Source organism: Synechococcus sp. 8F6 (assembly GCF_002252665.1).
GTDB lineage: Bacteria > Cyanobacteriota > Cyanobacteriia > PCC-6307 > Cyanobiaceae > Cyanobium_A.
In genome coordinates this window covers 37,557-62,482 of sequence record NZ_NQKZ01000001.1, presented here as the reverse complement: position 1 = coordinate 62,482, position 24,926 = coordinate 37,557, and the positions used below count along the sequence as shown (strand labels likewise).

The window sequence follows — 24,926 nt, the reverse complement described above, 5'->3', positions numbered from 1 at the left end:
ATGGCAACTGACTCCTCCGCCAGCCCAGTCGCCCGGGCCCAGTGCCCCTACTGCGGCGTGGGCTGCGGCCTGGAGCTCAAAGCGCCAGCCGAACCCGGCGGCAGTTGCACCGCCCGCGGCGACCGCCACCACCCCTCGTCCCTGGGCCAGGTGTGCGTGAAGGGCGCCACCGTTGGCGAAACCCTGCACCACAACCGGCTCACCACGCCCCTCTGGCGCGCCCGCACCGACCAGCCCTTCGAGGCGATCAGCTGGGAGCGGGCCTTCAGCCTGCTGGTGGAGCGCATCCAGGCCACCCTGGCCAGCAAGGGGCCCCAGGCGCTGGCGATCTACGGCTCCGGCCAGTTTCTCTGCGAGGACTACTACGCGGCCAACAAGCTGCTCAAGGGTGCCCTGGGCAGCAACAACTTCGATGCCAACTCGCGGCTGTGCATGAGTTCGGCGGTGGCGGGCTACGCCCGCAGCCTCGGCTCCGATGGTCCGCCTTGCTGCTACGACGACCTCGACCTGGCCGACCTGGTGCTGCTGATCGGCACCAACACGGCCGAGTGCCATCCGGTGTTGTTCCAGCGGCTGCTCAAGCGCCGGCGCAAGGGGGCCGGGCCGCGGCTGGTGGTGGTGGATCCGCGCGCCACCGCCACCAGCGACGCCGCCGATCTGCACCTGGCGATCGCCCCGGGCACCGACCTGGCCCTGCTCTGCGGGCTGGGCCACCTGCTGCTGCAGCGGGGTGGCGTGGACCAGGCCTTCGTGGCGGTCCACACCGAGGGCTTCACCGAGCTGGAGACGCTCTGGCGGGCCTGGGAGCCGGCCCGGGCGGCGGCGGTGTGCGGCATCGCCGAAGCGGATCTGCGCCAGCTGGCCGATTGGTGGTGTGAGGCCGCAGCCGCGCTGAGTTTGTGGTCGATGGGGGTGAACCAGAGCCGCGAGGGCACCGCCACCGTGGCGGCGATCTGCAATCTGCACCTGGTGAGCGGCCAGATCGGCCGGCCCGGCGCTGGACCCTTCTCGCTCACCGGCCAACCCAACGCCATGGGCGGCCGCGAGGTGGGTGGCCTGGCCCAGCTGCTGCCCGGTTACCGCACTGTGAGCGATCCGGAGCACCGCGCTGAGGTGGAGCGCCATTGGGGTGTCGCGCCCGGATCGATCGTGCCCGAGCCCGGCCTGGCGGTGTGGCAGCAGATCGAGGCGATGGAGCGGGGCGAGCTCGACCTCTGGTGGGTGGCGGCCACCAACCCGCTGGTGAGCCTGCCCAGCCTCGATCGGGTGCGGGCGGCGGTGGCCAGCTGCCCGCTGGTGGTGCTCAGCGAGGCCTACGCCGGCACCGAAACCGAGGCGGTGGCCCACCTGGTGTTGCCGGCTGCCCAGTGGAGCGAAAAGGAGGGGGTGATGGTGAATTCCGAGCGCCGCGTCACCCTCTGCCGCGCCTTTCGCGAGCCCCCGGGTGAGGCTCGCCCCGACTGGGCGATCTTTGCCGAGCTGGGCCGGCGGCTCGGTTTTGTGGAGCAGTTCAACTACGGCACGGCGGCCGAGGTGTATGCCGAATTCGTGGCGCTCACCGCCGGCCGACTGTGCGACAGCAGTGGCCTCAGCCACCAGCTCCTGGCCGACCACGGCCCCCAGCAATGGCCGTTTCCTGGCGGCACGGAGCCGGGCGGTGGCCAGGAGCGGCTTTACACCGAAACCGGCTGCGATGGCCGTCGCTTTCCCACCCCCTCTGGCCGGGCGCGCCTCTGGGCCGATCCACCGCTGGGTTTGGCCGAACCCCCCGATGCCGCCTATCCCTTGGTGCTCACCGTGGGCCGGTTGCTGGGCCACTGGCACACCATGACCCGCACCGCCCATGTGGCGCGGGTGGCCAAGGCCCACCCCGAACCACTGCTGGAGGTGCACCCCCACGATGCAACCCAGGCCGGGCTGGAGGAGGGGGGGATGGCGCAGGTGCGCTCCCGCCGCGGCGCCCTGCTGGTGAAGGTGCAGCTCAGTGCACGCATCCGCCCGGGCACGGTGTTCCTGCCCATGCACTGGGGCGCCTCCCAGGGGGAGCTGGCCTGCGAGGCCAATCGGTTGATGCACGAGTTGGGCTGCCCGATCTCCAAGCAGCCCGAACTGAAGGGGGCAGCGGTGGCGCTGGCCCCCGCCTGAATTTCGATCTTGTCCCCAGTGATCGCTGCCTCAGTCCAACTCGTGGGCGAAGCGGCGGTAGAGGAAGTCGAGGGCGTGGTTGCGCAGCTGGCCGTAGCGGGGATCGTCCTGGATCGCTTCGTAGCTCCTGGGCCGCTCGAAGGGCACTTCCAGGATCTCGCCGATGGTGGCTGAGGGCCCGTTGGTCATCATCACGATGCGATCAGCAAGGAACAGCGCCTCATCGATGTCGTGGGTGATCATCAGCACCGTGGGCTTCTGCTCGCGCCAGATCGCCAGCAGCTCTTCCTGCAGCTCTTCTTTGGTGATCGCATCCAGCGCCCCGAAGGGTTCATCCAGCACCAGCACCGCCGGGGTCACGGCCAGGGCTCGGGCGATCGCCACCCGTTGGCGCATGCCGCCGGAAAGCTGGCTTGGTCGCTTGCTGCTGGCCTCCATCAGTCCCACCATCTCCAGGTGATGGCTCACCACCTCGCGCCGGCTGGGGGCATCCAGCTCCGGGCGAGCGGCCTTCACGGCCATCTCCACGTTCTGCCACACGGTGAGCCAGGGCAGCAGGGAATAGTTCTGGAACACCACCATCCGATCGGGGCCGGGCCGCTCGATCGGGATGCCATCCAGGGTCACGGCCCCGCTGCTGGGCTGCAGGAAGCCCGACACCATGTTCAGCAGGGTGCTCTTGCCGCAGCCGGAATGGCCGATCACGCAGAGGAATTCCCCCTGGCGCACCTGCAGGTTGATGTCACGCAGGGCCTCGAAGGGGCCGCGGCGGGTGTGGAACACCTGGCCCACATCCCGGAATTCCAGAAATGCTTGGCTGGTGGCGGCGGAGCTGGCTTTGCTGGCAGCGGTGGTGGTGGTCATCTGGGGGCGGCGGCTTGTTGTTTGAGACGGCGCTGCTCCTGCAGGAAATGGATCAGCTCGGCGCGCAGGTGGTAGTAATCGGGATGGTTCATCACCGCCAGCCGGTCGCGGGGGCGTGGCAGCGGCACGTCCACGATCCGGCCGATACCGGCGGCCGGGCCGTTGCGCAGACACACCACCCGGTCGGAGAGCAGCAGGGCTTCATCCACGTCGTGGGTCACCATCACGGCGGTGAGCTTCGACTCCTGGCAGATCTGCATCAGCTGCTGCTGCAGGTTGCCGCGGGTGAGGGCATCGAGGGCGCCGAACGGTTCATCCAGCAGCAGCAACGTGGGCCGGATCGCCAGGGCCCGGGCGATCGCCACTCGCTGCTTCATGCCGCCGGAGAGTTCGGCTGGGAATTTCTGAGCTGCAGCGGTGAGATTCACCAGCTGGATGTTGCGCTCCACGATCTCCCGCCGCTCGGCTGGGTTGAGCTTGGGGTACACGGTGTCCACCGCCAGGGCGATGTTCTGGCGCACCGTGAGCCAGGGCAGCAGCGAGTAGTTCTGGAACACCACCATCCGCTCCGGCCCCGGATCGGCGACCTGGCGGCCATGCATCAGGATGCCGCCCTCGGTGGCCTGGCTGAGGCCAGCCATCAGGTTGAGCAGGGTGCTCTTGCCGCAGCCGGAGTGGCCGATCAGGGTGACAAACTCGCCGGCGCGGATGTCGAGATTCACATCCTGCAGGGCCACGTATCGGCCGCCGTCATCGAGGTTGAAGGTCTGGGTGACGGCATCAACCGTGAGCAGTCCGGTGGCCATCTCAGCTGGCCCCCTTGCTCACCTTGCGGCCCACCCAGGCCACCAGTCGGTCGAGCAGCAGACCCACCACCCCCACGTAGAGAATGGCCAGGATGATTTGGCTGGAGCTTGATTCGCCACCGGCGTTGTAGGCATCCCAGATGAAATAGCCGATGCCACCGTCGGCCTTGAGCATCTCGGCGGCCACGATGGCCAGCCAGGCCAGACCCACGGCAATCCGCAGACCCGTGAACACGTAGGGAACCGTGGCTGGAATCACGATGTTGCGGATGTAGGCCCGCTTGCTCAGGCGCAGCACCCGGGCCACGTTGGTGTAGTCCTGGGGGATCTCTTGGATGCCCACAGCGGTGTTGATGATGATCGGCCAGATCGCCGTGATGAAGATCACGAAGATGGCCGAGGTGTTGGCGTCCTGAAACACCATCAGCGAAATGGGGAACCACGCCAATGGCGGCACCGTGCGCAGCACCTGCACCACCGGATCGAAGCCCTTGCCGGCGAAGCGGTTGAGGCCGAGCAAGCCGCCAATGCCGATGCCCACCAGGGCAGCCAGGCCATAGCCCACAGCCACCCGTTGTAGGGAGATCAGGATCTGCCAGCCCAGGCCCTTGCTGGTGCCGCCCTCATCAAAGAAGGGCTGGCTGATGTAGGGATCCCAGGTGTTCGCAATCACGTTGATCGGGCCTGGAAGACGGGCTTGGCCGAGAAAGGCGGAGAGGATCTGCCAGGCCAGTAGAAAGGCGCCGATGCAGAGGAGATAGGGCAGGGCCTGCTTGAGCGCAGGCAGGCCGGAACGCCTGCGCCGCTGTCCTGGGCTGAGCGTCGTGGTCATCAATGGGAAGGGGAACGCGTGAGCTGGAAGGGGTGATGGGGTGGGCCGGCGATGGGCGCCGGCGATCTACTTCAAGGTTTTGAAGGTGAGGCTGGCCAGATAGCCCTTGGGGTCTGCCGGATCGAACACCACGCCGTCGAAGAACGTTTCCTTGCCGCGGGAATCGCTGGCGGGGATGGCCTGCGCCTGACCGATGGCGGTGGCGGCCTCACGCCACAGATCGGAGCGGTTCACACGGTCGATCAAGGCCTTGGTGTCGGTGTTTGCGGGCAGATAGCCCCAGCGGATGTCCTCGGTGAGGAACCAAAGATCGTGGCTCTTGTAGGGGAAGGAGTGAGAGTTTTGGTCACTCCAGAAGTGCATTTTCAGCGGAGTGTTCGCCACCTTGCGCCCGTCTCCGTAGTCGAAGCTGCCGGCCAGTCGGGGCTTGATGTCTTCCACGCTGCACCTGAAGTAGCGGTCTCTCGAGGTGATCTCGCAGAGTTCATCGAGATTGGCAGGGTCCTCGCACCAGATCTGGGCCTCCTGGACGGCCATCAGCAAGGCCTTTGCCGCCTTGGGGTTTTTGTCCACCCAATCGGAGCGCATCGAGAAGGCCTTTTCAGGATGGTCTTTCCAGAGTTCGCCGGTGATGGCTCCTGTATAGCCAAGCTTCTGATTTACGGTGCGCTGGTTCCAGGGCTCGCCCACGCAGAACGTGTCCATGGTGCCGGTTTGCATGTTGGCCACCATCTGGGCTGGTGGGACCACCACCAGGTCGGCTTCGGTGGCCGGATTCACGCCATTGGCTGCCAGCCAGTAACGCATCCATAGATCGTGCGTTCCACCTGGGAAAGTCATGGCGGCTTTCAGCAGTTTGCCGCTGGCTTTTTTCCTCTCGGCAATTTGTTTGATCTTCGGGTCTTTGATGGTGACCTTCTCGGCCAGGAATTCATTGGAGAGTGAGAGGCCTTGGCCATTCACATTGAGCCGAGCCAAGATATACATCGGCAACGGCTTCTGGCTCTTGGTGATGGAACCTGTGGTGAGCAGGTAGGGCATCGGTGTGAGGATGTGAGCGCCGTCAATGCCGCCCCGTTCACTGCCAAGTTCCAGGTTGTCGCGGGTGCCAGCCCAGGAGGTTTGCTTCACCACCTTCACTTCGGGCATGCCGTGTTTGGCAAAGAAACCCTTCTCGGAGGCAATGATCAGCGGGGAGGCATCGGTGAGGGCGATGAAGCCCAGGGTGGCGCCTGGGACTTCGGGAGCGTCAACGCCGCTGGCCGAGCTGGTGGCTTGAATTTCAGGTTTCTTGCCAGGGCCGCCACAGGCGGCGAGCCAGAGGGCACCGGCCGCCGAGCCAGCGGCAGTGAGCAGAAACTTGCGGCGCGAAAAATTGGACATGTGTTGCGGAGCGGCGTGGATGCTGCCGGAGTGATGGCGAACTGCACTCCGGTCGGGCTCCACAACAAAGCGCACCGAACCGGCCAAAAGATCAGGTCGGCGCATGAGCTGACCGACCCAACTAAGACACCACGCCGGCCCGCCAGGGGAGAGTGGCGGTTGCTACCGATTGGCCAATGTCTGCCGGAGGCGCTCGCCACTGCGGGCTGCCAGCAGGGCGCGGGCCTGCTCGAGGGCTGCGGGCAGGCTGTCGATCTGATCGCTGAGCCAGAGGTAGGCGCCTAGATTCCAGAGCAGTGGCCAGGCCAGGGGCCCCTTACCTTTAAGTGCAGCCAGCGCTTGCGCTTGCCAGGTTGCCAGGCTTTCCCAGGCCACGTCGTCGCCATGGAGGCCGTGGTCGCGCGGGTGCAGCAACAGCCTCTCCATGCTTCCCTGGCGCAGCCGGGCGGTGATGCCGGCGCGGCTGGAGGGGAGGTCGGTGGAGCCCTCAAGCCCCTTCACCGTGAGCACATCGGTTTCGTCTGCGGCGCCGAGTGCTTCCCAGGCCCGCTTCTCGGTGGGCGGATGCACAAAGCCGCTCACCAGCAGATGCTGGCCCCGGTGGGGCGTCCACAGCAGTTCCAGGCTGGCCACCGGCGGACGCTTGCCGATTTCATCGCGGGCCGGCACCAGCCGTTCGGCCGCCGGGAAGTGGTCGGGCTGGTGGGTGAGCGCCAGGTTGTGCAGATCCAACCTCTCCTGCACAGCAGTGAGTGTGAGCCCGCGCCAGGTGATGCCGAGCGCTGCAAACAGTTCCGCCAGGGTGACGCCGTATTTCACCGGCATCGGATCACCGCCATGCAGCACCACCGGCACCCCGCTGCTGGCCAGCAGCAGCGCCAGCAGCGGCAGCAGCGGTGCGGTGCGGCTGCGGCCGTCGTAGGGCACCCCGAAACTGAGCGCCCGCTTGCCTGGGGTTTCCAGCACCGGGCCGTTCTGTCTGTAGCTATCGAGCATGCCCGCCAGCTCAATGGGCAGCGGCCTGCGGATGCGGTGGGCGATCAGAAAGGCACCCAGCTGGGCTTCGCTCACCTTGCCTTGGAGCATCAGGTCTGTGGCGATGCGGGCCTCGTCCCGGCTGAGTCCGGTGCTGGTGTGTTCGCCACTGCCCACCTTGCCGATCAGCTCGCGGAACTGGGCCCGAGCCCCTCCGAGGGCCTGCAGCTGTTGGTCTCGGCGGCTGCTGATGTTCGGTAGCGGTTGCGACACGGACAGCGGGCGCCTCAGCGCACAATCTCGTTGATTTTCAGCAAGGAAATCATCCAGCACGGAAGTCTGCGCCGCCGCCATGGGTGCCACTTCCCTGTTTTTGTTCCCGACGGCGTAGCTCTCATCGGCGCTTGCTCGGGTCCCACAGGCCCTTCCCGGCCTGCTTGGGACGTCCGACGTTCCTTTGCGCCCCCGCTGCCGCCAATGACCAGCGTTTCTGTTTCTTCCCCGCCTGTGCTCAGCAAGGTGGAGCAGGCCAAAGCCGATCTCTGCGGCCTCGAGTTGGCGCCCCGATTGGAGGAGCTGGGCCGCCAGGGCTGGGAAGCCCTGGACGAGGCCACCCTCACGATCCGGCTGAAGTGGCTGGGCATCTTCTTCCGGCCGGTGACCCCTGGGCGCTTTATGGTGCGGCTGCGCCTGCCCAATGGCGTGATCAGCGCCGAGCAGCTGGCGGTGCTGGCCGATGTGATCGACCGCTGCGGCGAGCACGGCAGTGCCGACCTCACCACCCGCCAGAACATCCAGCTGCGGGGCTTGCTGCTCGAAGACATGGCGCCCTTGATGGCGGCGCTGGAGGGGGTGGGACTGACCAGCCGCCAGTCGGGCCACGACAACCCGCGCAACGTCACCGGCAATCCCCTGGCCGGCATCGATCCTGAGGAAATCGTCGACACCCGGCCCCTGGTGGACGCCATCCAGGCGGCGCTGCTGGGTCCGGCCGGCCCGCGCAACCTGCCCCGCAAGTTCAACGTGGCCGTCGGCGGCGCCCCCGACAGCTTTCTGCTCCACAACGACCTGGCCTTCCTGCCGGCCCACCACAACGGCGCGCTGGGCTTCACGGTGATGGTGGGCGGTTTCTTCTCGGCCCAGCGCAACGAACTGGCGATCCCGCTGGGGCTGTGGCTGCCGGCCGAGCAGCTACCCGGCTTCACCCTGGCGGTGCTGCGCCACTACGAGCGCTCCGGCAATCGCCAGCAGCGCAACAAGAGCCGGTTGATGTATCTGATCGACCAGCTGGGTGTGGAGAGCTATCGCCAGGCGGTGCTCAGCACCTGGGCGGAGTTAGGCGGCGATCCCGCCACCGCTGCCGCCCACGACGGCAGCCATCTGGTGACCCGGGCGCCCCGCGATGGCCTGGGTGTGCAATCTCAAAAGCAGCAGGGCCTGCACTGGGCGGGGCTGCATGTGCCGATGGGGCGCCTGGATGCCGAGGGGATGGTGGAGCTGGCCCGGCTGGCCCGCATCTATGGCAGCGGCGAGCTGCGGCTCACCGAGGCCCAGAACGCCCTGATTGTGAATGTGCCGGCCGAGCGTCTCGAGGCCCTGCTGGCCGAACCGCTGCTGCAGCGCTTCCGCCCCGATCCCTCGCCCCTGCAGGCCGAGGCGGTGAGCTGCACCGGCAACGCCTACTGCAGCTTCGCTCTGATCCCCACCAAGGGCGCGGCCCAGGCGGTGCTGGAGGAGCTGGAGCAGCGCGTCGAGCTGCCCCATGCGGTGCGCATGCACTGGACCGGCTGCCCCAACGCCTGCGGCCAGCCCTACATGGGCCAGATCGGTCTGATGGGTGCCAAGGCCCGCAAGGACGGCGAGATGGTGGAGGCCGCCAAGATTTTTCTGGGCGGCTCGATGGATGCCGAGCCGAAGCTGGCCGAGCTGCACGACAAGGGCGTGCCGCTCAGCGACCTGCCGGATGTGCTGGAGCAGTTGCTGGTGGAGCGCTTCGGCGCCCGCCGCCGGCCAATGCCAGCGTGAATTGTTGATCCAACCTCTCCGGGGCCAGATCCAGCACCGCAGCCTCGCCATTTTGCCAAGCTTTCCCGACCCGGCGGTATGCATCGTTTGAACCACGCCGATGCGCCGTTGCGGTTGCCACCTTGCGGCCATCCGGATCGCTTGCCGGAGCTGCAGCGCTGGCGCCGGACGTCCGGGTGGCAAGCCGCTGGCTGGGTGGCCGCGATTGAGGCTGGCTCCGTTGCCGTCGATGTTGACGTCCTCACGGTGCTGGCAGAACGCCTAGATGGGCCATCGGCCCTGCGCCTGCTGCGTTGGTGGTGGCAGCTACCCAGCCCTGATCCCCGCTGGCCAGCCCTGATCGGCGGGGTTCGCGATCCTTTGCTGGCGGCCTGGCTGCGGGATCGCCTGGCCAGTCCAGACCAGTCTGGAGCCCCTGAGATGAGCGCTTGCCTGTTGCCGTTGCTGGGCTTCCAGCGCCAGCCCCAGGACGGGGCGCTCTTGGCCCGTTGGGCCTTGGCTCCGCAGCCCGGTGCGGTGCGGCGCGCGGCCCTGGAGGGGTTGGCCGTTGGCCTCAGTGCCTGGCCGCAGGCCGCCCTGGCCAACTGGCTGCGCCGCCTCGCCACCGACCACGATTCGTCGCTCGCCGCTGCAGCCGTCGATTTGCTGGCCCGTTTGCCCGCGGCCCGTGCCCAGTTGGTCGCCCTGGCAGGTGTGCCCCTGGATGCTGCGGTGGAGCAGCGGCGTCAGCGGCGGCTGGCGGCTCTGTCCCTCCCCCAGGCCCTGGCCAGCTCCCTGCTGCTGGTGGTGCACGGCCGCGCCGGCGGGGTGGTGCCTCCGGAGCTGCTGGAGCTGGCGGCTGAGCTGGAGCGGCGTCGGCGAGCGCCGGTGTTGCTACAGGCCCTCACCGGCGAGCCCCCCGGGCGACCTGCTGCTGTGGGCGAGGCCAGCGCGTTGCCGCTCACCCTGGTGCCCCTGATGCTCCTGCCAGGCGGCCATGTGCGCCACGACATTCCCGCCATTGCCGCCCATTGGCGGCTGCAGGGCCCCGTGCGGCGGCTGCCTTTCTTAGGCGCCTGGCCCGCCTGGCAACGCGCCCTGGCCGCCGAGATGGCGGAGCTGTGCGAGCGAGCGGCCCAGCCACCCGCTCAGCCGCCCCCCCAGCCCCTGCTGCTGCACCATCCCCTGGAGGGCCCTCTGGCCCGGCGTTTCCTCGCCCATCTGGAGGCGTGCACCGGCGCCCGCTGCGTGCCCGCTTCATACAGTGACCCCAGTGGCGAGGGTCTCCTGAGCAGCCTGATCCCAGCCCCGATCGCCGGCGCTCCAGCACCGCCGCCCCTGCTGCCCCTGGCCCTGGCCGCCAACCGGCTGACCGACAGCCTCGCCTCCCTGGTGGGTCCGCCGTTGTTGCAGCGCGCTCGCTTTCGTCAGCTGCTGCTGGCCGAGCTGGAGGCCCTGCCATGAGCGGCGCCAACCCGCCGGGCACGGTGTATCTGGTGGGGGCGGGCCCTGGGGATCCCGATCTGCTCACGGTGAAGGCCCAGCGCCTGCTGCAGCAGTGCGACGCGCTGGTGTACGACTCGCTCGTGCCGCGCGAGGTGCTGGCCCTGGTGCCGGACAGCGCCGAGAAGCATTTCGTGGGCAAGCGCCGCGGCCACCACTCGGTGCCCCAGCCCTCCACCAATGCGGTGCTGGTGGAGCTGGCGGGCCGGTGCCGCTGCGTGGTGCGCCTCAAGGGCGGCGATCCGTTTTTGTTTGGCCGCGGCGGTGAGGAAGCCGCCCACCTGGAGCGCCAGGGGATGCCCGTGGAGGTGGTGCCGGGGGTGACTGCGGGCATCGCTGCTCCGGCCTATGTGGGCATTCCGGTGACCCACCGGCGGGCCGGCAGCTCCGTCACGTTTGTGACCGGCCATGAGGAGATCGACAAGGCCCGGCCCGGCGTCGACTGGCGCGGCCTGGCCCGCAGCAGCGACGGCCTGGTGATCTACATGGGGCTGCACAACCTGCCCCACATCTGCGAAGAGTTGATCGCCGGGGGCCTCGATCCGTCGACGCCTGCTGCTGCGGTGCAACAGGGCACGGTGCGCGGCCAGCGCTGGGTGATTGCCGAGTTGGCCCAGCTGGCGGCTGAGGTGTGCCGCGCGGAGTTGGCCTCCCCCTCGATCGTGGTGATCGGGGAAGTGGTGAATCAACGGGTGGCGTCCTGTGCTCCCGAGCCGGCGGCGGTGGAGATGCCGATCCCCTTCTGAGCCAGCCACGCGCAACCAGCCAGGGAACTGGCCTGTGGGAGCAGGGATTGGGTAGTCGATGCAACGGCCGGGACAGGGGTGGTGCGGTTCATTGAGCCATTGCCTTGGTGCCGGTTGGACGGCGCCTCTTCCCATGTCCGCCACCCCCAAGACGGCGCCGATGTTTGAGCTGGTCCCCTATGAGAAGTTTCGCGATACCCCGGCTGTTCGCTTTTTCGACATCACCGTTGCCAGCTCGAATGCCCGCGATCTGGTGATCCACTCCGGTCCGGCGGTTAGCCCCCCCGATGAGGAGAAGACCGGTGCCTGGCAGTTCTATCTGCATCCCCACCAGGAGGACAACCTGCTGGCCCTGCATGGCGGGCGCACCTTTTATCTGGTGAATTTCGGCTGGAACTATCCCTTCCACATCGTGCGCCTCGAGACCGGTGGCGACATCCTGCGCATTCCCCCCGGCACCTTCCATCGCTCGGTGTCCGATCACGATGGCTCGGTGGTGCTCAACCAGGCCGTGCGCGAGGAGGGTGCATCGGTGCTGCGCGAATTCCGCGTTTACAACAGCCGTCGCATTCCCCGGCTGTTTGCCACCACCTTCAAGACGGCACCCCTGCCGAAGTTGCATGGAGTGAGCTGGTAAGCGCCGGCTCCTCGATCTCCGCGTCAATGCTCCACTCCAGGGCGCTTTCAACGCCGGCGGGGCCGGAGAAGCTGCCCGTGATGGCGGCCGTGAGTTCGGGTTTCGAGGAGGTGGCCAGGGTGATGTAGCGATCGTCAATCACACCTATGCCGCTGGGGTCGTAGCCCCGCCAGCCGGCGCCGGGCAGGTACACCTCCGCCCAGGCGTGTAGGTCGTAGCGCTCGGGTTTCGGCTCCACCAGGTGGTAGCCGCTCACGAAGCGGGCCGGCAGCCCGACGCAGCGGCAGGATTCCACCATCAGCATGGCCAGGTCGCGGCAGGAGCCCACCCGCTCCTTGAGGGTGCGCCCGGCAGGCCAGGCGGGGCCCACGTGGCGCTGGGTGTATTTGACCCGGTCTTGGATCATTTCCACCAGCTGCTGCAGAAACATCAAGGCCCGCTGATCGCTCCCCATCAGGGCTTCCTGGGCCACGTCCACCGCCGCGGGATCGTGCTGGCCATTGGGTAGCCAGCCCTCGAGGCTGCCGGCCAGGTCGCCGTTCAGATGGCCCACCGGATAGGGCAGCAGCGGCTCGTTGTCTTCCAGGCAGGCCTGCAGCAGCGGCGCTGTTTCGGTGTCCACCAGGCTGCTGGCCCGCACGGTGAAGGCGTCTGCAGCACCACTGAAGCGGGCCCGCAAAATCTCATCACCACTGGCCGCCACTAGGGGATAGAGCCGCCCCGGCTCCGGGCTGATGGCCAGCTGGAAATCCAACAGTCGCTGGAATCCATGGCCCCTGGGCTTCAGGCAGAAGCGGTGTGGTCCCAGCAGCACGGGTGCGCTGTACCGGTAGGTGAAGGTGTGGATTACGCGGGCACGCATGCGGGCTCGGCGATGAAGTAGCGCTGCTCGATCAGATCATGGAGTCGGTTGAGGTCGCTCTGCAGGGCGTCAATCGATTCATGCAGTCCTCCGGCGATCAGCTCGTCGATGGAGGTGTAGCTCCAGCGGGCCAGGGTCAGCCCACTGAGGCATTCCAGATCATCCGGAGCCCCAGGCACTGCTTGGCCGCGCACGATCTTGAGGGCTTCGTTGATGCGCTCGAGGCAGTAGCGCACCGACCGCGGGAAGATCGGGTCGAGCAGCAGAAAGGACGCCACCGCTTTGGGTTCGATCGCCTGCTGGCGCGACTGGCGGAACATCTGATAAGCCCCGGCGCTGCGCAGCAGGGAGATCCACTGCAGTTCATCCAGCACGCCACCCACCTCATCGGGGGAGGGCAGCAGCAGGAAGTACTTCACATCGAGGATGCGGGTCGTTTTTTCAGCCCGCTCCAGCACCCGTCCCAGCCGGCTGAACTGCCAGGAGAGGTCGCGGCTGAGGGTGGCATCGGTGATGCCATAGAAGAGTTGGCAAGCGCGGCGGATGTCGCGCAGCTGCTCCTGGGGCGGCTGCTTCCAGAAGCCCTCGTTGTCGAGCAGGGTCCAATAGATGTCGTTGAGTTGCTCCCACATTTCGGTGGTGATCACCTCGCGGATCTGACGGGCGTTTTCCCGGGCGATGGCGATGCAGTTCACCACGCTGTTGGGGTTGTCCTCGGCCCGCACCAGAAACTCCACCACCTGGTCGGCTCCACCGGTTGGATAGAGGCGATCAAACAGCTCCCGTTCGCCACTGGCATCCACCAAGGGCAACCAGGGCTCGGCACTGCCGGGCGGGCAGTCGAGTGCCATGGCTTCGCTCACCTCCACAAAGCGCGAGATGTTTTCGGCTCGCTCCACGTAGCGGTTGATCCAGTAGAGCGAATCGGCAACGCGGCTCAGCATGGCAAGGCCTCCTCGTTCTCGCTGACGATCCAGGTGTCCTTGCAACCGCCCCCCTGGGAGGAGTTCACCACCAGCGAACCCCGGCGCAGGGCCACGCGGGTGAGGCCGCCGGGGCTGACCCAGGCCCCCTTGCCGCGCAGCACGTAGGGCCGCAGATCGACGTGGCAGGGGAACAGTTCGCCCTCGCTCAACGACGGAACGGTGGAGAGCTCCAGGGTGGGCTGGGCGATGTAATTGCGGGGATCGGCCTGGATCTTGGCGGCGAATTCAGCGATCTCCTCGCCACTGGCATGGGGGCCAATCAACATGCCGTAGCCGCCGGCCTCGGCCACCGCCTTCACCACCAGCTCACCCAGGTGGGCCAGCACATAGGTGCGGTCGTCCTCCCGGGAGCAGAGATAGGTGGGCACGTTTTCGATGATCGGTTCTTCGCCCAGGTAGTAGCGGATCATCTCCGGCACGTAGGCGTAGATCAGCTTGTCGTCGGCGACGCCGGTGCCGGGCGCATTGGCGATCGCCACCCGGCCGGCCCGGTAGGCCGACATCAGGCCGCGCACTCCCAGCATCGAATCGCTGCGGAACACCGCTGGATCGAGGAAGTCGTCGTCGATGCGCCGGTAGATCACATCCACCGGTTCGAGGCCGGCAGTGCTGCGCATCCACACCCGGTCGTCTTGGCACACCAGATCGCGCCCTTCCACCAGCTGGATGCCCATCTGTTGGGCCAGGTAGCTGTGCTCGAAATAGGCGCTGTTGAACACCCCGGGGGTGAGCAGCACCACCTTGGGGGTGTCGGTCCAGGGGGCGAGCTCCCGCAGGGTCTGCAGCAGGTGGGAGGGGTAGTCGTCGATCGGTTGCACCGTGCGCCCTGAGAACAGGCTCGGGAACATCCGCTTCATCACCCGCCGGTTTTCCAGGAAGTAGGCCACGCCTGAGGGACAGCGCAGGTTGTCTTCCAGCACGCGCCAGGTGCCCTGGCCGTCGCGCACCAGATCCAGGCCGGAGATGTGGCACCAGCGGCCCAGGGGCGGCTCGAATCCCTGCAGCTGGGGGCGCCAGCCCTGGGAGCTTTCGACGTCTTCGCGGGGAATCACGCCGTCGCCCAGGATCCGCTGGGGCCCGTAGACGTCGGCCAAGAAGAGGTCAATGGCCTCGAGGCGCTGAAACAGGCCTCGCTCCAGGGTCCGCCAGTCGCCGCTGCTGATCAGGCGGGGCAGGGGGTCGAAGGGAAGGATGCGCTCACCAACATGGCTGCCGGAGCCGTTGAGGCGAAAGGTGGCCCCCAGGCGCCGCAGCAGCACGCCGGCCGCGGCGTGGTTGCGGTTGAGTTCATCGAGGCCCAGTTGGCCCAGGGAGGACAGCAGGGGGCTCAGGGCGCTGCGCGGCACATCGACGGCGCTGAAGTATTCGTCGTAGCCCCCACTGGGTTTGTATTCGGTAAACATGCCGGACCACTGGGCGTGGCGGGATCATGTCCAGCCGTGGGGGTCAGTGCCGGTGTGGGTTGCTACGAAAGATCAGCAACAGCAGATCTCGCTACAAAAGAAAGTAGCGCTGGGCCATCGGCAGCACCTCGGCGGGCTCGCAGGTGAGCAGTTGGCCGTCGGCGAATACCTCGTAGGTCTGGGGGTCCACCTCCACTTTGGGCAGGGCAGTGTTGTTCCTCATCGCGGCCTTGCCGATGCCGCTCCGGGTGTTCACCACCGGCACGCAGGGCCGCTTCAGGCCCAGCTGGCGGGGCACATCGGCATCGAGGGCCGCTTGGCTCAAGAAGGTGAGGCAGCTGGGGGCTAGGGCCGCGCCAAAGGCGGCGAACATCGGCCGGCCGTGCACCGGTCCGGGGGTGGGAATCGAGGCGTTGGCATCACCCATCTGGGCCCACACGATTGAGCCGCCCTTGATCACCAGCTCCGGTTTTACCCCGAAGAAGCCCGGCTTCCACAGCACCAGATCGGCCAGCTTGCCCACCTCCACCGAGCCGATCTGGGAGTCGAGCCCGTGGGCGATCGCCGGATTGATCGTGGTTTTGGCGATGTAGCGCTTGAGCCGGGTGTTGTCGTTGCGTGAGCTGTCTTCCGGCAGCGGCCCCCGCTGCACCTTCATCTTGTGGGCGGTCTGGAAGGTGCGGGTGATCACCTCGCCCACCCTGCCCATGGCCTGGGAGTCGCTGGCGATGATCGAGAAGGCGCCCAGGTCGTGGAGGATGTCTTCGGCGGCGATCGTTTCGCGGCGGATGCGCGACTCGGCGAAGGCCACATCCTCCGGGATCTTGGGATCCAGGTGGTGACACACCATCAGCATGTCGAGGTGCTCCTCGAGGGTGTTCACCGTGTAGGGCCGGGTGGGGTTGGTGCTGCTGGGCAACACGTTGGCCTCGCCGCAGATCTTGATGATGTCGGGGGCGTGGCCGCCGCCGGCTCCTTCGGTGTGGAAGGTGTGGATGGTGCGGCCGCCGATGGCCCGGATGGTGTCCTCCACGAAACCCGCCTCGTTGAGGGTGTCGGAGTGGATGCACACCTGCACGTCGAGCTGGTCGGCCACCGTGAGGCAGCAGTCGATCGCCGCCGGGGTGGTGCCCCAGTCTTCATGCAGCTTGAGGCCGCAGGCGCCAGCCCGCACCTGCTCCTCGAGCGCCTCGGGGGTGGAGGCGTTGCCCTTGCCGTAGAAGCCCAGGTTCACCGGCAGCCCCTCGGCGGCCTGCAGCATGCGGGCCAGGTGGAAGGCGCCGGGGGTGCAGGTGGTGGCGTTGGTGCCGGTGGCCGGGCCCGTGCCGCCGCCCAGCAGGGTGGTGACGCCACTGGCCAGGGCCGTTTCGATCTGCTGGGGGCAGATGAAGTGGATGTGGCTGTCGATCGAGCCGGCGGTGAGGATGTGGCCCTCGCCGGCGATCGCCTCGGTGCCGGGGCCCACCACGATGGTCACGCCGGCCTGGGTGTCGGGGTTGCCGGCCTTGCCGATGGCGCAGATGCGGCCGTCACGGATGCCGATGTCGGCCTTCACGATCCCCCACCAATCCAGGATCAGGGCGTTGGTGATCACCGTGTCCACGGCACCTTCGGCTCGGGTGGTTTGGGCCTGGCCCATGCCGTCGCGGATCACCTTGCCGCCGCCGAATTTCACCTCATCGCCGTAAACGGTGAAGTCCTGCTCCACCTCCAGGATCAGCTCGGTGTCGGCCAGCCGCAGCCGATCGCCGGTGGTGGGGCCGTAGGTCTCGGCGTAGGCGCGGCGGGAGATGCGGTAGGCCATGGGTTGGGGATGCGGGGGTCGCGCGTCAGTCGAGGGGGCCGTTCACCAGGCCGTTGAAGCCGAACACGCGGCGCTCGCCGGCAAACGGCACCAGCTGCACCTCGCGGCTGTCGCCGGGCTCGAAGCGGATCGCCGTGCCGGCGGGGATGTCGAGTCGCAGGCCGCGGGTGGCGTCACGGTCGAATCTGAGGGCGCTATTGGCCTCATGGAAGTGGAAGTGGGATCCCACCTGCACCGGCCGATCGCCGCTGTTGGCCACCAGCACGGTGGTGACGGGCCGGCCGGCGTTGAGCTCGAGGTCGCCGGGTTCGGGGAGCAGTTCGCCGGGGATCAGGGGGGCCATCAGGGTGTGCGGGGATCAGCGGATGGGGTCGTGCAGGGTCACGAGCTTGGTGCCGTCGGGAAACATCGCTTCGATTTGCACCTCGCTCACCAGCTCTGGAATGCCTTCCATCACCTGGTCGCGGCTGAGCCAGGTGCTGCCCTCGGCCATCAGGGCAGCCACGCTTTTGCCATCGCGGGCGCCCTCCAGCACCTGGAAGCTGAGCCAGGCCACGGCCTCGGGGTGGTTGAGCTTCAGGCCGCGGTTCAGCCGCCGCTCCGCCAGCAGGGCGGCGGTGACGATCAGCAGCTTGTCCTTTTCCTGGGGGGTGAGGTGCATCGCCCAATTCGCATGGCCCAACTCTGGCAGGGACGGGCTCTGGCGTCCCGTTCAGCTTGAACCTCCTGGGGGTGCTGCCAGGGGCTGTTCCTGAAACGGCCACACCCGCGGGATCGGCGGGGCGGGATGGCCACACACCTGATGGACGCCTGACCAGATGCGGGTGAACCAGAACCGGGCCGCCTGGCTTGAGTCTCCCCGGTAGCGGGCTATCAGCCCCGACTCCAGCAGGCCGCAGGCCATGGTGCCGCTCAGGCCTGCCCTGCTGTTGCGCGCCTCGGCCAGCACGGCGGCGCGGCTCGCCGGGTCGAGGGTGCTCGGTGCGATCCACACCAGCGTGCCGAACACCGGCTGGCCGGCCATGCCGTGCTCCCCGTCCAGGCTGGTCCTGTCCAGGCTGACCGCATCGACCAGTTCCCAACGATTGCTGTTGCCGCTCCGGCGGCTGATCTCCAGTCGCGAGCGCCAGCAGCCCTCCCCCAGGTCTTCTCCGGCGGAGCTGCGGCCCAGTCGCACCACGTCGCTGGCCAGGAAACTGGCGCCCTCGGCCAGGCGCACGGCGATCCGCTGCTCCATCAGGGCGCCGCTGTACATCACCAGTTCCTGCGGCATCCAGTCGAGCCAGCTGTGGCCGTCCAGCTCAAAACTGAGCTGTTGGTGAGCCCAGCGGCCCTGGGGCTGGCTGCGGAAGCGCCCGACCGATCCATACACCTTCTGGGCCGCCACGCTGGTAAGCAGGGCCCGGGCCTGGTTGTGGCTGTGCACCCGCAGCTCCAGCCGGTCGCCCCCCACCAGGCCGCCGGCGGTGTGCAGCAGGGGCAATTCCAGCGAGCCATCGCTGTGGTGGGTGGCCCGCAGCCACTTCAGTGGGGCGCGCGCTCCGGCCTGGTGCTGCACCCGCTCGCCAGCGCCGCCGGAGCCGGGCCGATCCAGTTCCAGCCAGGCCTTGGCCTGCCAGGAGGATTCGGCTGTTGCTTCTGCTGCTTGCAAAGCCACCATTGGCGCGTTCGAGCCTCTTTCCTAGGGTGATTTTGTGTAAGGCCATCACCATGGAACGCTGGCGATCGAGAGAACGCTGGCGATGGAGCTGGTCATGGCGGCTGGCGTTCCTGCTGGCTGGCTGCAGCCTGGCAGGCGCGCCGGCATCGGCAGCCCAGCGGGTCACGGCCCGACTGGGGGAGCTGGAACGCTCGGTTGCGGTGCCGGCCCTGGCGGATTTCGCCCGGACTGGTGCGATCAACCCCGACCTGCGCTTCTTTCTCGATCGCCTCAAGCCAGCCCAGCGTGAGGACCTGCGCACCGCCCTGAGCCAGCCGCTCCCCGTCACGACGGTGATGGTGGCCAACTTTCTCTCCACGCCGCTGGGGGAGCGCATTCTTCAGCAGTTGGTGAAGGTGCTGGATCGGCCCCCGGCTGTTGCCCAGGCCGCTGTGTCGTCCGCCTTGATCCAGGCGGCGGCTGAGGCGGGCGATGGACAGCTGCGGCTGATTGATGTGTTGGAGGCCTATCCGCTGCCGAGCCTGGGGGTGAATCTCGCGGCGGTGCAGTCGTTGGCTGAGCAGATCAGCCACGAACAGAATCTGCTCAGTCAGCTGTATCCCCGCATGCTGGCGCTGGGCGCTGGATCGCCGCCGGATGGTTTCAGTTTGGAGGCCTGGGCAGGTTCAGGGCAACGCCACTTCAGCACCGAATCCTTTGGGTTCGTTGGTCGTGATGGCAGCCAGGTCGAGGCCCTGGCCTACCTGCCGCAGGCTCCGGCCCCAGCCCCCCTTGTGGTGCTGGCCCCCGGCTTGAACGCAGAGATGAACGCCCTGCTCTACCTGGGCCAGCACCTGGCGTCCCACGGCTATGCGGTGGCTGCGCTCAACTTCCCCTTCGCCAGTGGCCAGGCGATACAGGCGGCGATTCGGGGCACCGGCACGATTCCCCAGCCCAACGCCTGGTACGGCCAACCCCACACCGTGAGCGACCTGATCGATCAGGTGCAGAGCCGTTGGGGTGAACTGGTGCGCACCGATGCTGTGGGGGTGCTGGGCCAGTCGCTCGGTGGCTACACCGCGGTGGCCCTGGCTGGCGCCAGCCTCGATTGGGACCACCTCAAGCAGGGCTGCAGGGCCCTGGCGGATCCCGCCCGGCTAGTGCTGAATCCAGCGGTGATCTGGCAGTGCCAGGCCCCTGGCGAGGTGGTGGAGCGGCGCGACTTCCGCGATCCCAGGGTGCGGGTGGCCGTGGCCGTGAACCCGGTCACCAATCCGATCTTCAGTGCGACGTCGATGGCAGACGTGGCGGTACCCCTGCTGGTGATCGCCGGCAGCCAGGATGTGTTTGCTCCGGCTGCGTCCCAGCAGCTTGTGCCTTATTCGGCAATCAGGCAGCCGGATTCCCTGCTGGTGATGCAGCAGCACGGCACCCATCTCTCGTTCCTGGATGGCCCTGCCAGCTTGCCCGCGATTCTGCTGGGGCCGGACAGGGCCTTGGCCCGAACAGAGCTGCGGGGTTTGAGCCTGGCCTTTTTTGATCGTCATCTGCGCACGGACGGCCCGGCCCCGGCCCTGGTGCCGTCAGCGCAGAAAGAGGGCGGCGTGACGATGGGCGCCGATCCCCTGCCCTTGGTGGTGCGTTCCCAGTTGAGCCGCCAGAAGCTGCTTGAGGTGGTGCAGGATCCCCGCCTCACGCATTAATTGGATCGCTCCAGGATGGATCACGCTTGGAAGGACCACTGCACACCCATTGGCTGCCATGGCTGACCAGCTCCTGGGGCCACTTCAGCTGATTGCCCGCCAGGCCTCCAGGCCGGGCCAGCTGGCCCAGCACTGGCGCCTGCCGCTGCGAGCCCACGAGCGCAGCCAGTTGCGAGGACGGCGGGTGTGCCAGGAAGGCCAGGAGGTGCTGTTGCAGCTCCCCCGCCAGGAACCCCTGCGGCCGGGTGAGTGGTTGTTGCCGGCGCAGGCTTCTGACGCCTCGCTGGGGGTGTCTTCGCCGGGGGTGGCAGTGGAGGTGGTGGCAGCTGAGGAGGATGTGCTGGAGATTGGCTCGCACGACAGCTTGGCCCTGCTGCAGGCGGCCTATCACCTGGGCAATCGCCACGTGGCGATGGAGATCCACGCCGATCGGTTGCTGCTGCTCCACGACAGCGTGCTGGCCGATCTGCTGGAGCATCGCGGGCTTGAGTTGCGGCGGCTGCGGGCACCGTTCTGCCCGGAAGCGGGGGCCTATGCGGGGCACGCTCATTCCCATGCCAGTGACCATGACCACTGAGGGGGCCGGCGGGCCGGCGGCGGCCCGGTTGCGGCTGTTGCAGCTGGTGAGCCCGGCCCTGCCGGTGGGCGCCTTCAGCTATTCCGAGGGCCTGGAGGTGCTGGTTCAGCAGGGTCGCCTGAGCGATGCAGCGGCCCTGTTGCCCTGGCTGCGGGCCGAACTGGAGCGGGGCACCCTGGCGCTGGAAGCTGCCGCCCTCGCTGCGCTGGCTGAGGGGTTGGAGCGCTGGCGTCAGGGCGATGCCGGCGGGGCCACAGCCATGCGCGATCTTGATGGGTGGCTGCTGGCCCTGCGGGAAGCACCGGAGCTGCGGGCTCAGCAGCGCCAGATGGGGGCGTCGCTGCTGCAGCTGCTGGCTGATCTGGGCTGGCCCCTGCCAGAGCTGGAGCCTGGGGCAGCGCCGCCATCCCTGGCCTGGCCGGCGGCCTTCGCTTGGGCGGGGCTGTGCCTGGAGATCGGCTCCCCTGCGCTGGAGGAGGCTTATCTCTACGGCTGGACGGCCAACCAGATCAGCGCCGCCGTGCGCCTTGTACCCCTGGGGGCCACCGAGGGCCAGCGGTTGCAGCTCGGGCTGGCGCCGTTGATTGCCGCCCGCGCCGCTGAGCTGGCGGTCGCTGATCCTGATGCGCTCTGGAGCGGAGGCGTGGGATCGGGCCTGGCCCAGTTGCGCCATGCCGAGCTCTATTCCAGGCTGTTTCGCAGCTGAGGGCCTCGGATGAGCAAGCTGCGGGTGGGCGTGGCCGGGCCGGTGGGCTCGGGCAAAACCGCCCTGGTGGAGGCCCTCTGCCGGCGGCTGCGCGATCGGCTGCAGCTGGCGGTGGTCACCAACGACATCTACACCCAGGAGGACGCCCAGTTCCTCACCCGCGCAGGAGCCCTGGAGCCCGAGCGCATCCGCGGTGTGGAAACGGGCGGCTGCCCCCATACCGCCATCCGCGAAGACTGCTCGATCAACCGGGCGGCGGTGGCGGAGCTGGAGGCGGCGTTTCCCGATCTGGATCTGGTGCTGGTGGAGAGCGGCGGCGACAACCTGGCCGCCAGCTTCAGCCCCGAGCTCGTGGACCTCTGCATTTACGTGATTGATGTGGCCGCCGGCGACAAGATCCCGCGCAAGGGCGGGCCGGGCATCACCCGCTCCGACCTGCTCGTGATCAACAAGATCGACCTGGCGCCGATGGTGGGCGCCAGCCTTGCGGTGATGGAGGCCGACACCGAGCGCATGCGTGGCGGGCGCCCCTGGTGCTTCACCAACATCCGCACTGGTGAGGGGCTGGATGCTGTGGAGCAGTTTCTGTGGGCCCAGTTGCCCTGATTTGGTAGCCATCGCCACAGACAGCGCTGCCGCTGAATGTTGCTTTGTTGTGATGGATTCAGTTGTGTTGATGCCTTCGTTGCAGCGGTTGAAGGAATCGTTGCAACCGCTACACAGCGTAACCCGTTCGGCTGGATACGTTCCACAGCACCGCTGAACAGCAGCGGCACATTCAGCGGTTTTTTCGTAGGAGTTTTTATGCATCCTTCCCTCATGCGCAAGGCGGCCTTCCGTTATGTCGCCGGTGCCACGGCGGTGGCGGCCAGCCTGTCGCTGGTGGCCTGTGGTGGCGGTGAGCAGGCCTCCGGGGACTTTGACGGCGAAGTGAAGGTGGGCATCCTTCACTCCCGCTCCGGCACCATGGCCATCTCCGAAAACACGGTGGCCGAAGCCGAGTTGATGGCCATCGATGAGATCAACGCCAAGGGTGGCGTGTTGGTCGATGGCAAGAAGCTCAAGATCGTCCCTGTTGAGGAAGACGGTGCTTCCGATTGGCCCACCTTTGCTGAGAAGGCCAAGAAGCTGATCGATCAGGACCAGGTGGCCGTCGTCTTCGGTGGCTGGACCTCCGCCAGCCGCAAGGCGATGCTGCCGGTGTTTGAGGCCAAGGACCACTTCCTCTTCTACCCGATTCAGTACGAAGGTCAGGAGTGTTCCAAGAACATCTTCTACAGCGGTGCAGCACCCAACCAGCAGGCCGAGCCTGCCGTGGACTGGCTGCTGCAGAACAAGGGCAAAGATTTCTTCCTGGTGGGCTCGGACTACGTGTATCCACGTACCGCCAACACGATCATGAAGGAGCAGCTCAAGGCCAACGGCGGCAAGGTGGTGGGCGAGGACTACCTGCCCCTCGGCAACACGGAAGTGGCTCCGATCATTGCCAAGATCAAGCAGGCCTTGCCCAAGGGCGGTGTGATCGTCAACACCCTCAACGGCGACAGCAACGTGGCCTTCTTCAAACAGATGAAGGCCGCTGGGATCACCCCGGCCAATGGCTACTCGATCATGAGCTTCTCGATCGCCGAAGAGGAGATCGCCGCGATTGGTCCTGAATATCTTGAAGGCACCTATGCGGCCTGGAACTACTTCCAGAGCCTCGACACCCCGGCCTCCAAGGAGTTCACCAAAAACTTCAAGGCCAAGTACGGCGACAGCCGGGTCACCAGTGATCCCGCTGAAGCCGCCTACATGATGGTGTACCTCTGGGCTGCTGCTGCCGAGAAGGCCAATAGCGTTGATGACAACAAGGTGCGCGAGGCCCTGATTGGGGTGAGCTTCGATGCTCCCGAGGGCAAGGTGACCGTGCAGCCCAACCACCACGTCGAGAAGCTCGTGCTGATCGGTGAGGTGCAGAAGGATGGCATGTTCAAGATCCTCGAGAACAAAGGCTTCGTGAAGCCCGTGGCCTGGAATCAGTACGTGCCCGAAACCAAGGGCTTCACCTGCGACTGGACCCAGAACCGCCCCGACGCTGGCAAGTTCAAGATGTGAGCCCTGGGCTCGCCAATTGCGTCATGACCGGGGGGAGCATTGTCTCCCCCTCTTTTATTTCCTGTGATTTCCCTTTGCTGAGCCCTACTGGGCGCCATGGATCTTCTTTACGACACACTCTTCAACGGCCTGGCCATCGGCTCGGTGCTGGTGCTGGCGGCCCTGGGATTGGCCGTGGTCTTCGGCTTGATGGGTGTCATCAACATGGCCCACGGCGAGTTGATGATGCTGGGCGCGTACACCACGTTTGTGGTGCAAAACCTCTTCAAAAATGGACCGCTACAGGGGATCTTCCCGCTTTACATCCTGGTGGCGATTCCGCTGGCCTTTCTGGTGAGTGGCCTGGCTGGTTTGCTGCTGGAGAAAACGGTGATTCGTCGTCTCTATGGCCGGCCCCTGGAAACGTTGCTGGCCACCTGGGGCGTAAGCCTGATCTTGCAGCAGTTCGTGCGATCGGTGAGCAGTGCTTTTGTGATTGGCCTGCTGGTGGCCGTCGCCCTGGGCCTGGTGGCGCCGCGGCTGTTGCCCAGGCCCTGGGGGCAGCGCCGCTGGGCGCCTGTGCTTGGAGTGGCCACCTGGGTGATCGCCGGCCTGGTTGGCATCGCCCTGGCTTCTGGTTTGGGTGGCGTGCGGGTGCTGGATCAGCCCTGGTTCAGTGCCCGCAACATTGATGTCACCGCACCGGTTTGGTTGCGGGGCTCGGTCGATCTCGGTGCCGTCAACATGCCCACGGCCCGTCTATTCATCATTGCCCTCACGGCCCTGGCCCTGGTGGCCGTGCATTGGTTTCTGCAGAAGAGTGTCTGGGGGATCCGCATTCGCGCCGTCACCCAAAACCGCTCGATGAGTGACTGCCTGGGGATTCCCACCGAAACCGTCGACGCGCTCACCTTTTTGGTGGGATCCGGTTTGGCCGGTGTGGCCGGTGTGGCGGTAACCCTGCTGGGTTCGGTAGGCCCCAACCTGGGCGGCAATTACATCGTCGACTGTTTCATGGTGGTGGTGCTCGGCGGGGTTGGCAAACTCCTCGGCACCGTGGTGGCGGCCCTGGGCATCGGCGTGCTCAGCTACGTGATCGGTTCGGGTTCGCTGTTGTTGGTGTGGCCCGCCATGCCCGCTGGCCTCAATGAGCTGATCACCTTCTTCGCCACCACCTCGATGGCCAAGGTGCTCGTGTTTGCTTTGGTTGTGGTGTTTCTGCAGTTCAGGCCGGCTGGTCTGTTTCCGCAGAAGGGCCGCATGGTGGAGGCCTGA

At 66.9% G+C, this 24,926-nt stretch carries 22 protein-coding genes and 1 pseudogene; 11 read left to right on the top strand and 12 right to left on the bottom strand.

What is annotated here, in order from left to right; translation table 11 throughout:
* Positions 1–2,145, top strand: a complete 2,145-nt coding sequence (locus tag CJZ78_RS00335; protein WP_094558918.1) for a molybdopterin oxidoreductase family protein — start codon at positions 1–3, stop codon at positions 2,143–2,145.
* Positions 2,146–2,175: 30 nt separating this feature from the next.
* Here the strand turns inward: CJZ78_RS00335 and CJZ78_RS00330 are convergent, their stop codons facing one another.
* The 5 genes and pseudogenes from CJZ78_RS00330 to CJZ78_RS00310 form a co-directional block, all read right to left on the bottom strand.
* Entirely contained in the window at positions 2,176–3,009 is an 834-nt protein-coding gene (locus tag CJZ78_RS00330; RefSeq protein ID WP_094558917.1) for an ABC transporter ATP-binding protein, read from the bottom strand.
* A gap of 5 nt (positions 3,010–3,014) precedes the next feature.
* Positions 3,015–3,815: pseudogene (locus CJZ78_RS00325) on the bottom strand (nitrate ABC transporter ATP-binding protein); the annotation flags it as partial.
* A gap of 1 nt (position 3,816) precedes the next feature.
* Positions 3,817–4,647 (bottom strand): nitrate ABC transporter permease, encoded by an 831-nt coding sequence (gene ntrB / locus CJZ78_RS00320; protein ID WP_094558915.1) that lies wholly within the window; start codon positions 4,645–4,647, stop codon positions 3,817–3,819.
* A 66-nt stretch (positions 4,648–4,713) separates the two neighbouring features.
* On the bottom strand, positions 4,714–6,030 hold the full coding sequence (locus CJZ78_RS00315; RefSeq protein ID WP_094558914.1) for a CmpA/NrtA family ABC transporter substrate-binding protein: 1,317 nt from the start codon (positions 6,028–6,030) through the stop codon (positions 4,714–4,716).
* Between the two features lie 162 nt (positions 6,031–6,192).
* Positions 6,193–7,233, bottom strand: coding sequence for an anthranilate phosphoribosyltransferase (locus tag CJZ78_RS00310; protein ID WP_233128404.1), 1,041 nt, complete (start codon positions 7,231–7,233; stop codon positions 6,193–6,195).
* A gap of 249 nt (positions 7,234–7,482) precedes the next feature.
* Here CJZ78_RS00310 and CJZ78_RS00305 point away from each other — a divergent pair, with 249 nt between their 5' ends.
* The 4 genes from CJZ78_RS00305 to CJZ78_RS00290 all read left to right on the top strand — a co-directional run bounded on the left by CJZ78_RS00305 (position 7,483) and on the right by CJZ78_RS00290 (position 11,895).
* Positions 7,483–9,030 carry a ferredoxin--nitrite reductase gene (locus CJZ78_RS00305; protein ID WP_094558912.1) on the top strand — a complete coding sequence of 516 codons (1,548 nt, stop codon included), beginning with the start codon at positions 7,483–7,485 and terminating at the stop codon, positions 9,028–9,030.
* A 78-nt stretch (positions 9,031–9,108) separates the two neighbouring features.
* Positions 9,109–10,473, top strand: a complete 1,365-nt coding sequence (locus CJZ78_RS14745) for a CbiX/SirB N-terminal domain-containing protein (protein ID WP_094558911.1) — start codon at positions 9,109–9,111, stop codon at positions 10,471–10,473.
* Positions 10,470–11,258 (top strand): uroporphyrinogen-III C-methyltransferase, encoded by a 789-nt coding sequence (cobA, locus tag CJZ78_RS00295; protein ID WP_094558910.1) that lies wholly within the window; start codon positions 10,470–10,472, stop codon positions 11,256–11,258. The genes CJZ78_RS14745 and cobA overlap by 4 nt, the downstream gene beginning before the upstream one ends.
* Before the next feature lie 160 nt (positions 11,259–11,418).
* Positions 11,419–11,895, top strand: coding sequence for a redox protein (locus tag CJZ78_RS00290; protein WP_094559194.1), 477 nt, complete (start codon positions 11,419–11,421; stop codon positions 11,893–11,895).
* Here the strand turns inward: CJZ78_RS00290 and CJZ78_RS00285 are convergent.
* The 7 genes from CJZ78_RS00285 to CJZ78_RS00255 all read right to left on the bottom strand — a co-directional run bounded on the left by CJZ78_RS00285 (position 11,852) and on the right by CJZ78_RS00255 (position 18,610).
* On the bottom strand, positions 11,852–12,757 hold the full coding sequence (locus CJZ78_RS00285; protein ID WP_094558909.1) for a transglutaminase family protein: 906 nt from the start codon (positions 12,755–12,757) through the stop codon (positions 11,852–11,854). The two genes, CJZ78_RS00290 and CJZ78_RS00285, sit on opposite strands and share 44 nt — an antisense overlap.
* A complete protein-coding gene (locus CJZ78_RS00280) occupies positions 12,742–13,701 on the bottom strand; it encodes an alpha-E domain-containing protein (protein WP_094558908.1) in 960 nt (319 codons plus the stop codon). The genes CJZ78_RS00285 and CJZ78_RS00280 overlap by 16 nt, the downstream gene beginning before the upstream one ends.
* Entirely contained in the window at positions 13,695–15,146 is a 1,452-nt protein-coding gene (locus CJZ78_RS00275) for a circularly permuted type 2 ATP-grasp protein (RefSeq protein WP_094558907.1), read from the bottom strand. The genes CJZ78_RS00280 and CJZ78_RS00275 overlap by 7 nt, the downstream gene beginning before the upstream one ends.
* Before the next feature lie 91 nt (positions 15,147–15,237).
* Complete coding sequence (ureC, locus tag CJZ78_RS00270; protein ID WP_094558906.1) at positions 15,238–16,950, bottom strand: urease subunit alpha; 1,713 nt, start codon at positions 16,948–16,950, stop codon at positions 15,238–15,240.
* 25 nt (positions 16,951–16,975) lie between these two features.
* Positions 16,976–17,293, bottom strand: coding sequence for an urease subunit beta (locus CJZ78_RS00265; RefSeq protein ID WP_094558905.1), 318 nt, complete (start codon positions 17,291–17,293; stop codon positions 16,976–16,978).
* Positions 17,294–17,308: 15 nt separating this feature from the next.
* Complete coding sequence (locus CJZ78_RS00260; RefSeq protein WP_094558904.1) at positions 17,309–17,611, bottom strand: urease subunit gamma; 303 nt, start codon at positions 17,609–17,611, stop codon at positions 17,309–17,311.
* Between the two features lie 51 nt (positions 17,612–17,662).
* The gene (locus CJZ78_RS00255) at positions 17,663–18,610 is read right to left on the bottom strand and encodes an urease accessory protein UreD (RefSeq protein ID WP_094558903.1); all 948 of its coding nucleotides are present in this window, start codon (positions 18,608–18,610) and stop codon (positions 17,663–17,665) included.
* Between the two features lie 50 nt (positions 18,611–18,660).
* Here CJZ78_RS00255 and CJZ78_RS00250 point away from each other — a divergent pair, with 50 nt between their 5' ends.
* From CJZ78_RS00250 to CJZ78_RS00225, 6 genes are all read left to right on the top strand, one after another.
* The gene (locus CJZ78_RS00250) at positions 18,661–20,292 is read left to right on the top strand and encodes an alpha/beta hydrolase (protein ID WP_094558902.1); all 1,632 of its coding nucleotides are present in this window, start codon (positions 18,661–18,663) and stop codon (positions 20,290–20,292) included.
* Between the two features lie 58 nt (positions 20,293–20,350).
* Positions 20,351–20,869 carry an urease accessory protein UreE gene (gene ureE, locus CJZ78_RS00245; protein WP_094558901.1) on the top strand — a complete coding sequence of 173 codons (519 nt, stop codon included), beginning with the start codon at positions 20,351–20,353 and terminating at the stop codon, positions 20,867–20,869.
* A complete protein-coding gene (locus CJZ78_RS00240; protein ID WP_094558900.1) occupies positions 20,859–21,575 on the top strand; it encodes an urease accessory protein UreF in 717 nt (238 codons plus the stop codon). Before ureE ends, CJZ78_RS00240 begins: the two co-directional genes overlap by 11 nt.
* 9 nt (positions 21,576–21,584) lie before the next feature.
* Positions 21,585–22,181: an urease accessory protein UreG gene (gene ureG / locus CJZ78_RS00235; RefSeq protein ID WP_094558899.1), complete on the top strand. Its 597-nt coding sequence runs from the start codon at positions 21,585–21,587 to the stop codon at positions 22,179–22,181.
* Between the two features lie 198 nt (positions 22,182–22,379).
* On the top strand, positions 22,380–23,672 hold the full coding sequence (gene urtA, locus CJZ78_RS00230; RefSeq protein ID WP_369801999.1) for an urea ABC transporter substrate-binding protein: 1,293 nt from the start codon (positions 22,380–22,382) through the stop codon (positions 23,670–23,672).
* Between the two features lie 96 nt (positions 23,673–23,768).
* Complete coding sequence (locus CJZ78_RS00225; protein ID WP_094558897.1) at positions 23,769–24,926, top strand: branched-chain amino acid ABC transporter permease; 1,158 nt, start codon at positions 23,769–23,771, stop codon at positions 24,924–24,926.

Bases quoted from the DNA above. Each gene is read 5' to 3' on its own strand.
- CJZ78_RS00330 (WP_094558917.1), bottom strand. From the start codon at position 3,009: ATGACCACCACCACCGCTGCCAGCAAAGCCAGCTCCGCCGCCACCAGC.
- CJZ78_RS00275 (WP_094558907.1), bottom strand. From the start codon at position 15,146: ATGTTTACCGAATACAAACCCAGTGGGGGCTACGACGAATACTTCAGC.
- CJZ78_RS00240 (WP_094558900.1), top strand. From the start codon at position 20,859: ATGACCACTGAGGGGGCCGGCGGGCCGGCGGCGGCCCGGTTGCGGCTG.
- urtA (WP_369801999.1), top strand. From the start codon at position 22,380: ATGCATCCTTCCCTCATGCGCAAGGCGGCCTTCCGTTATGTCGCCGGT.
- CJZ78_RS00265 (WP_094558905.1), bottom strand. From the start codon at position 17,293: ATGGCCCCCCTGATCCCCGGCGAACTGCTCCCCGAACCCGGCGACCTC.
- CJZ78_RS00225 (WP_094558897.1), top strand. From the start codon at position 23,769: ATGGATCTTCTTTACGACACACTCTTCAACGGCCTGGCCATCGGCTCG.
- CJZ78_RS00305 (WP_094558912.1), top strand. From the start codon at position 7,483: ATGACCAGCGTTTCTGTTTCTTCCCCGCCTGTGCTCAGCAAGGTGGAG.
- CJZ78_RS00280 (WP_094558908.1), bottom strand. From the start codon at position 13,701: ATGCTGAGCCGCGTTGCCGATTCGCTCTACTGGATCAACCGCTACGTG.
- CJZ78_RS00335 (WP_094558918.1), top strand. From the start codon at position 1: ATGGCAACTGACTCCTCCGCCAGCCCAGTCGCCCGGGCCCAGTGCCCC.
- CJZ78_RS00285 (WP_094558909.1), bottom strand. From the start codon at position 12,757: ATGCGTGCCCGCGTAATCCACACCTTCACCTACCGGTACAGCGCACCC.
- CJZ78_RS00315 (WP_094558914.1), bottom strand. From the start codon at position 6,030: ATGTCCAATTTTTCGCGCCGCAAGTTTCTGCTCACTGCCGCTGGCTCG.
- CJZ78_RS00250 (WP_094558902.1), top strand. From the start codon at position 18,661: ATGGAACGCTGGCGATCGAGAGAACGCTGGCGATGGAGCTGGTCATGG.
- ureE (WP_094558901.1), top strand. From the start codon at position 20,351: ATGGCTGACCAGCTCCTGGGGCCACTTCAGCTGATTGCCCGCCAGGCC.
- CJZ78_RS00255 (WP_094558903.1), bottom strand. From the start codon at position 18,610: ATGGTGGCTTTGCAAGCAGCAGAAGCAACAGCCGAATCCTCCTGGCAG.
- CJZ78_RS00290 (WP_094559194.1), top strand. From the start codon at position 11,419: ATGTTTGAGCTGGTCCCCTATGAGAAGTTTCGCGATACCCCGGCTGTT.
- cobA (WP_094558910.1), top strand. From the start codon at position 10,470: ATGAGCGGCGCCAACCCGCCGGGCACGGTGTATCTGGTGGGGGCGGGC.
- ureG (WP_094558899.1), top strand. From the start codon at position 21,585: ATGAGCAAGCTGCGGGTGGGCGTGGCCGGGCCGGTGGGCTCGGGCAAA.
- ntrB (WP_094558915.1), bottom strand. From the start codon at position 4,647: ATGACCACGACGCTCAGCCCAGGACAGCGGCGCAGGCGTTCCGGCCTG.
- CJZ78_RS00260 (WP_094558904.1), bottom strand. From the start codon at position 17,611: ATGCACCTCACCCCCCAGGAAAAGGACAAGCTGCTGATCGTCACCGCC.
- CJZ78_RS14745 (WP_094558911.1), top strand. From the start codon at position 9,109: ATGCATCGTTTGAACCACGCCGATGCGCCGTTGCGGTTGCCACCTTGC.
- ureC (WP_094558906.1), bottom strand. From the start codon at position 16,950: ATGGCCTACCGCATCTCCCGCCGCGCCTACGCCGAGACCTACGGCCCC.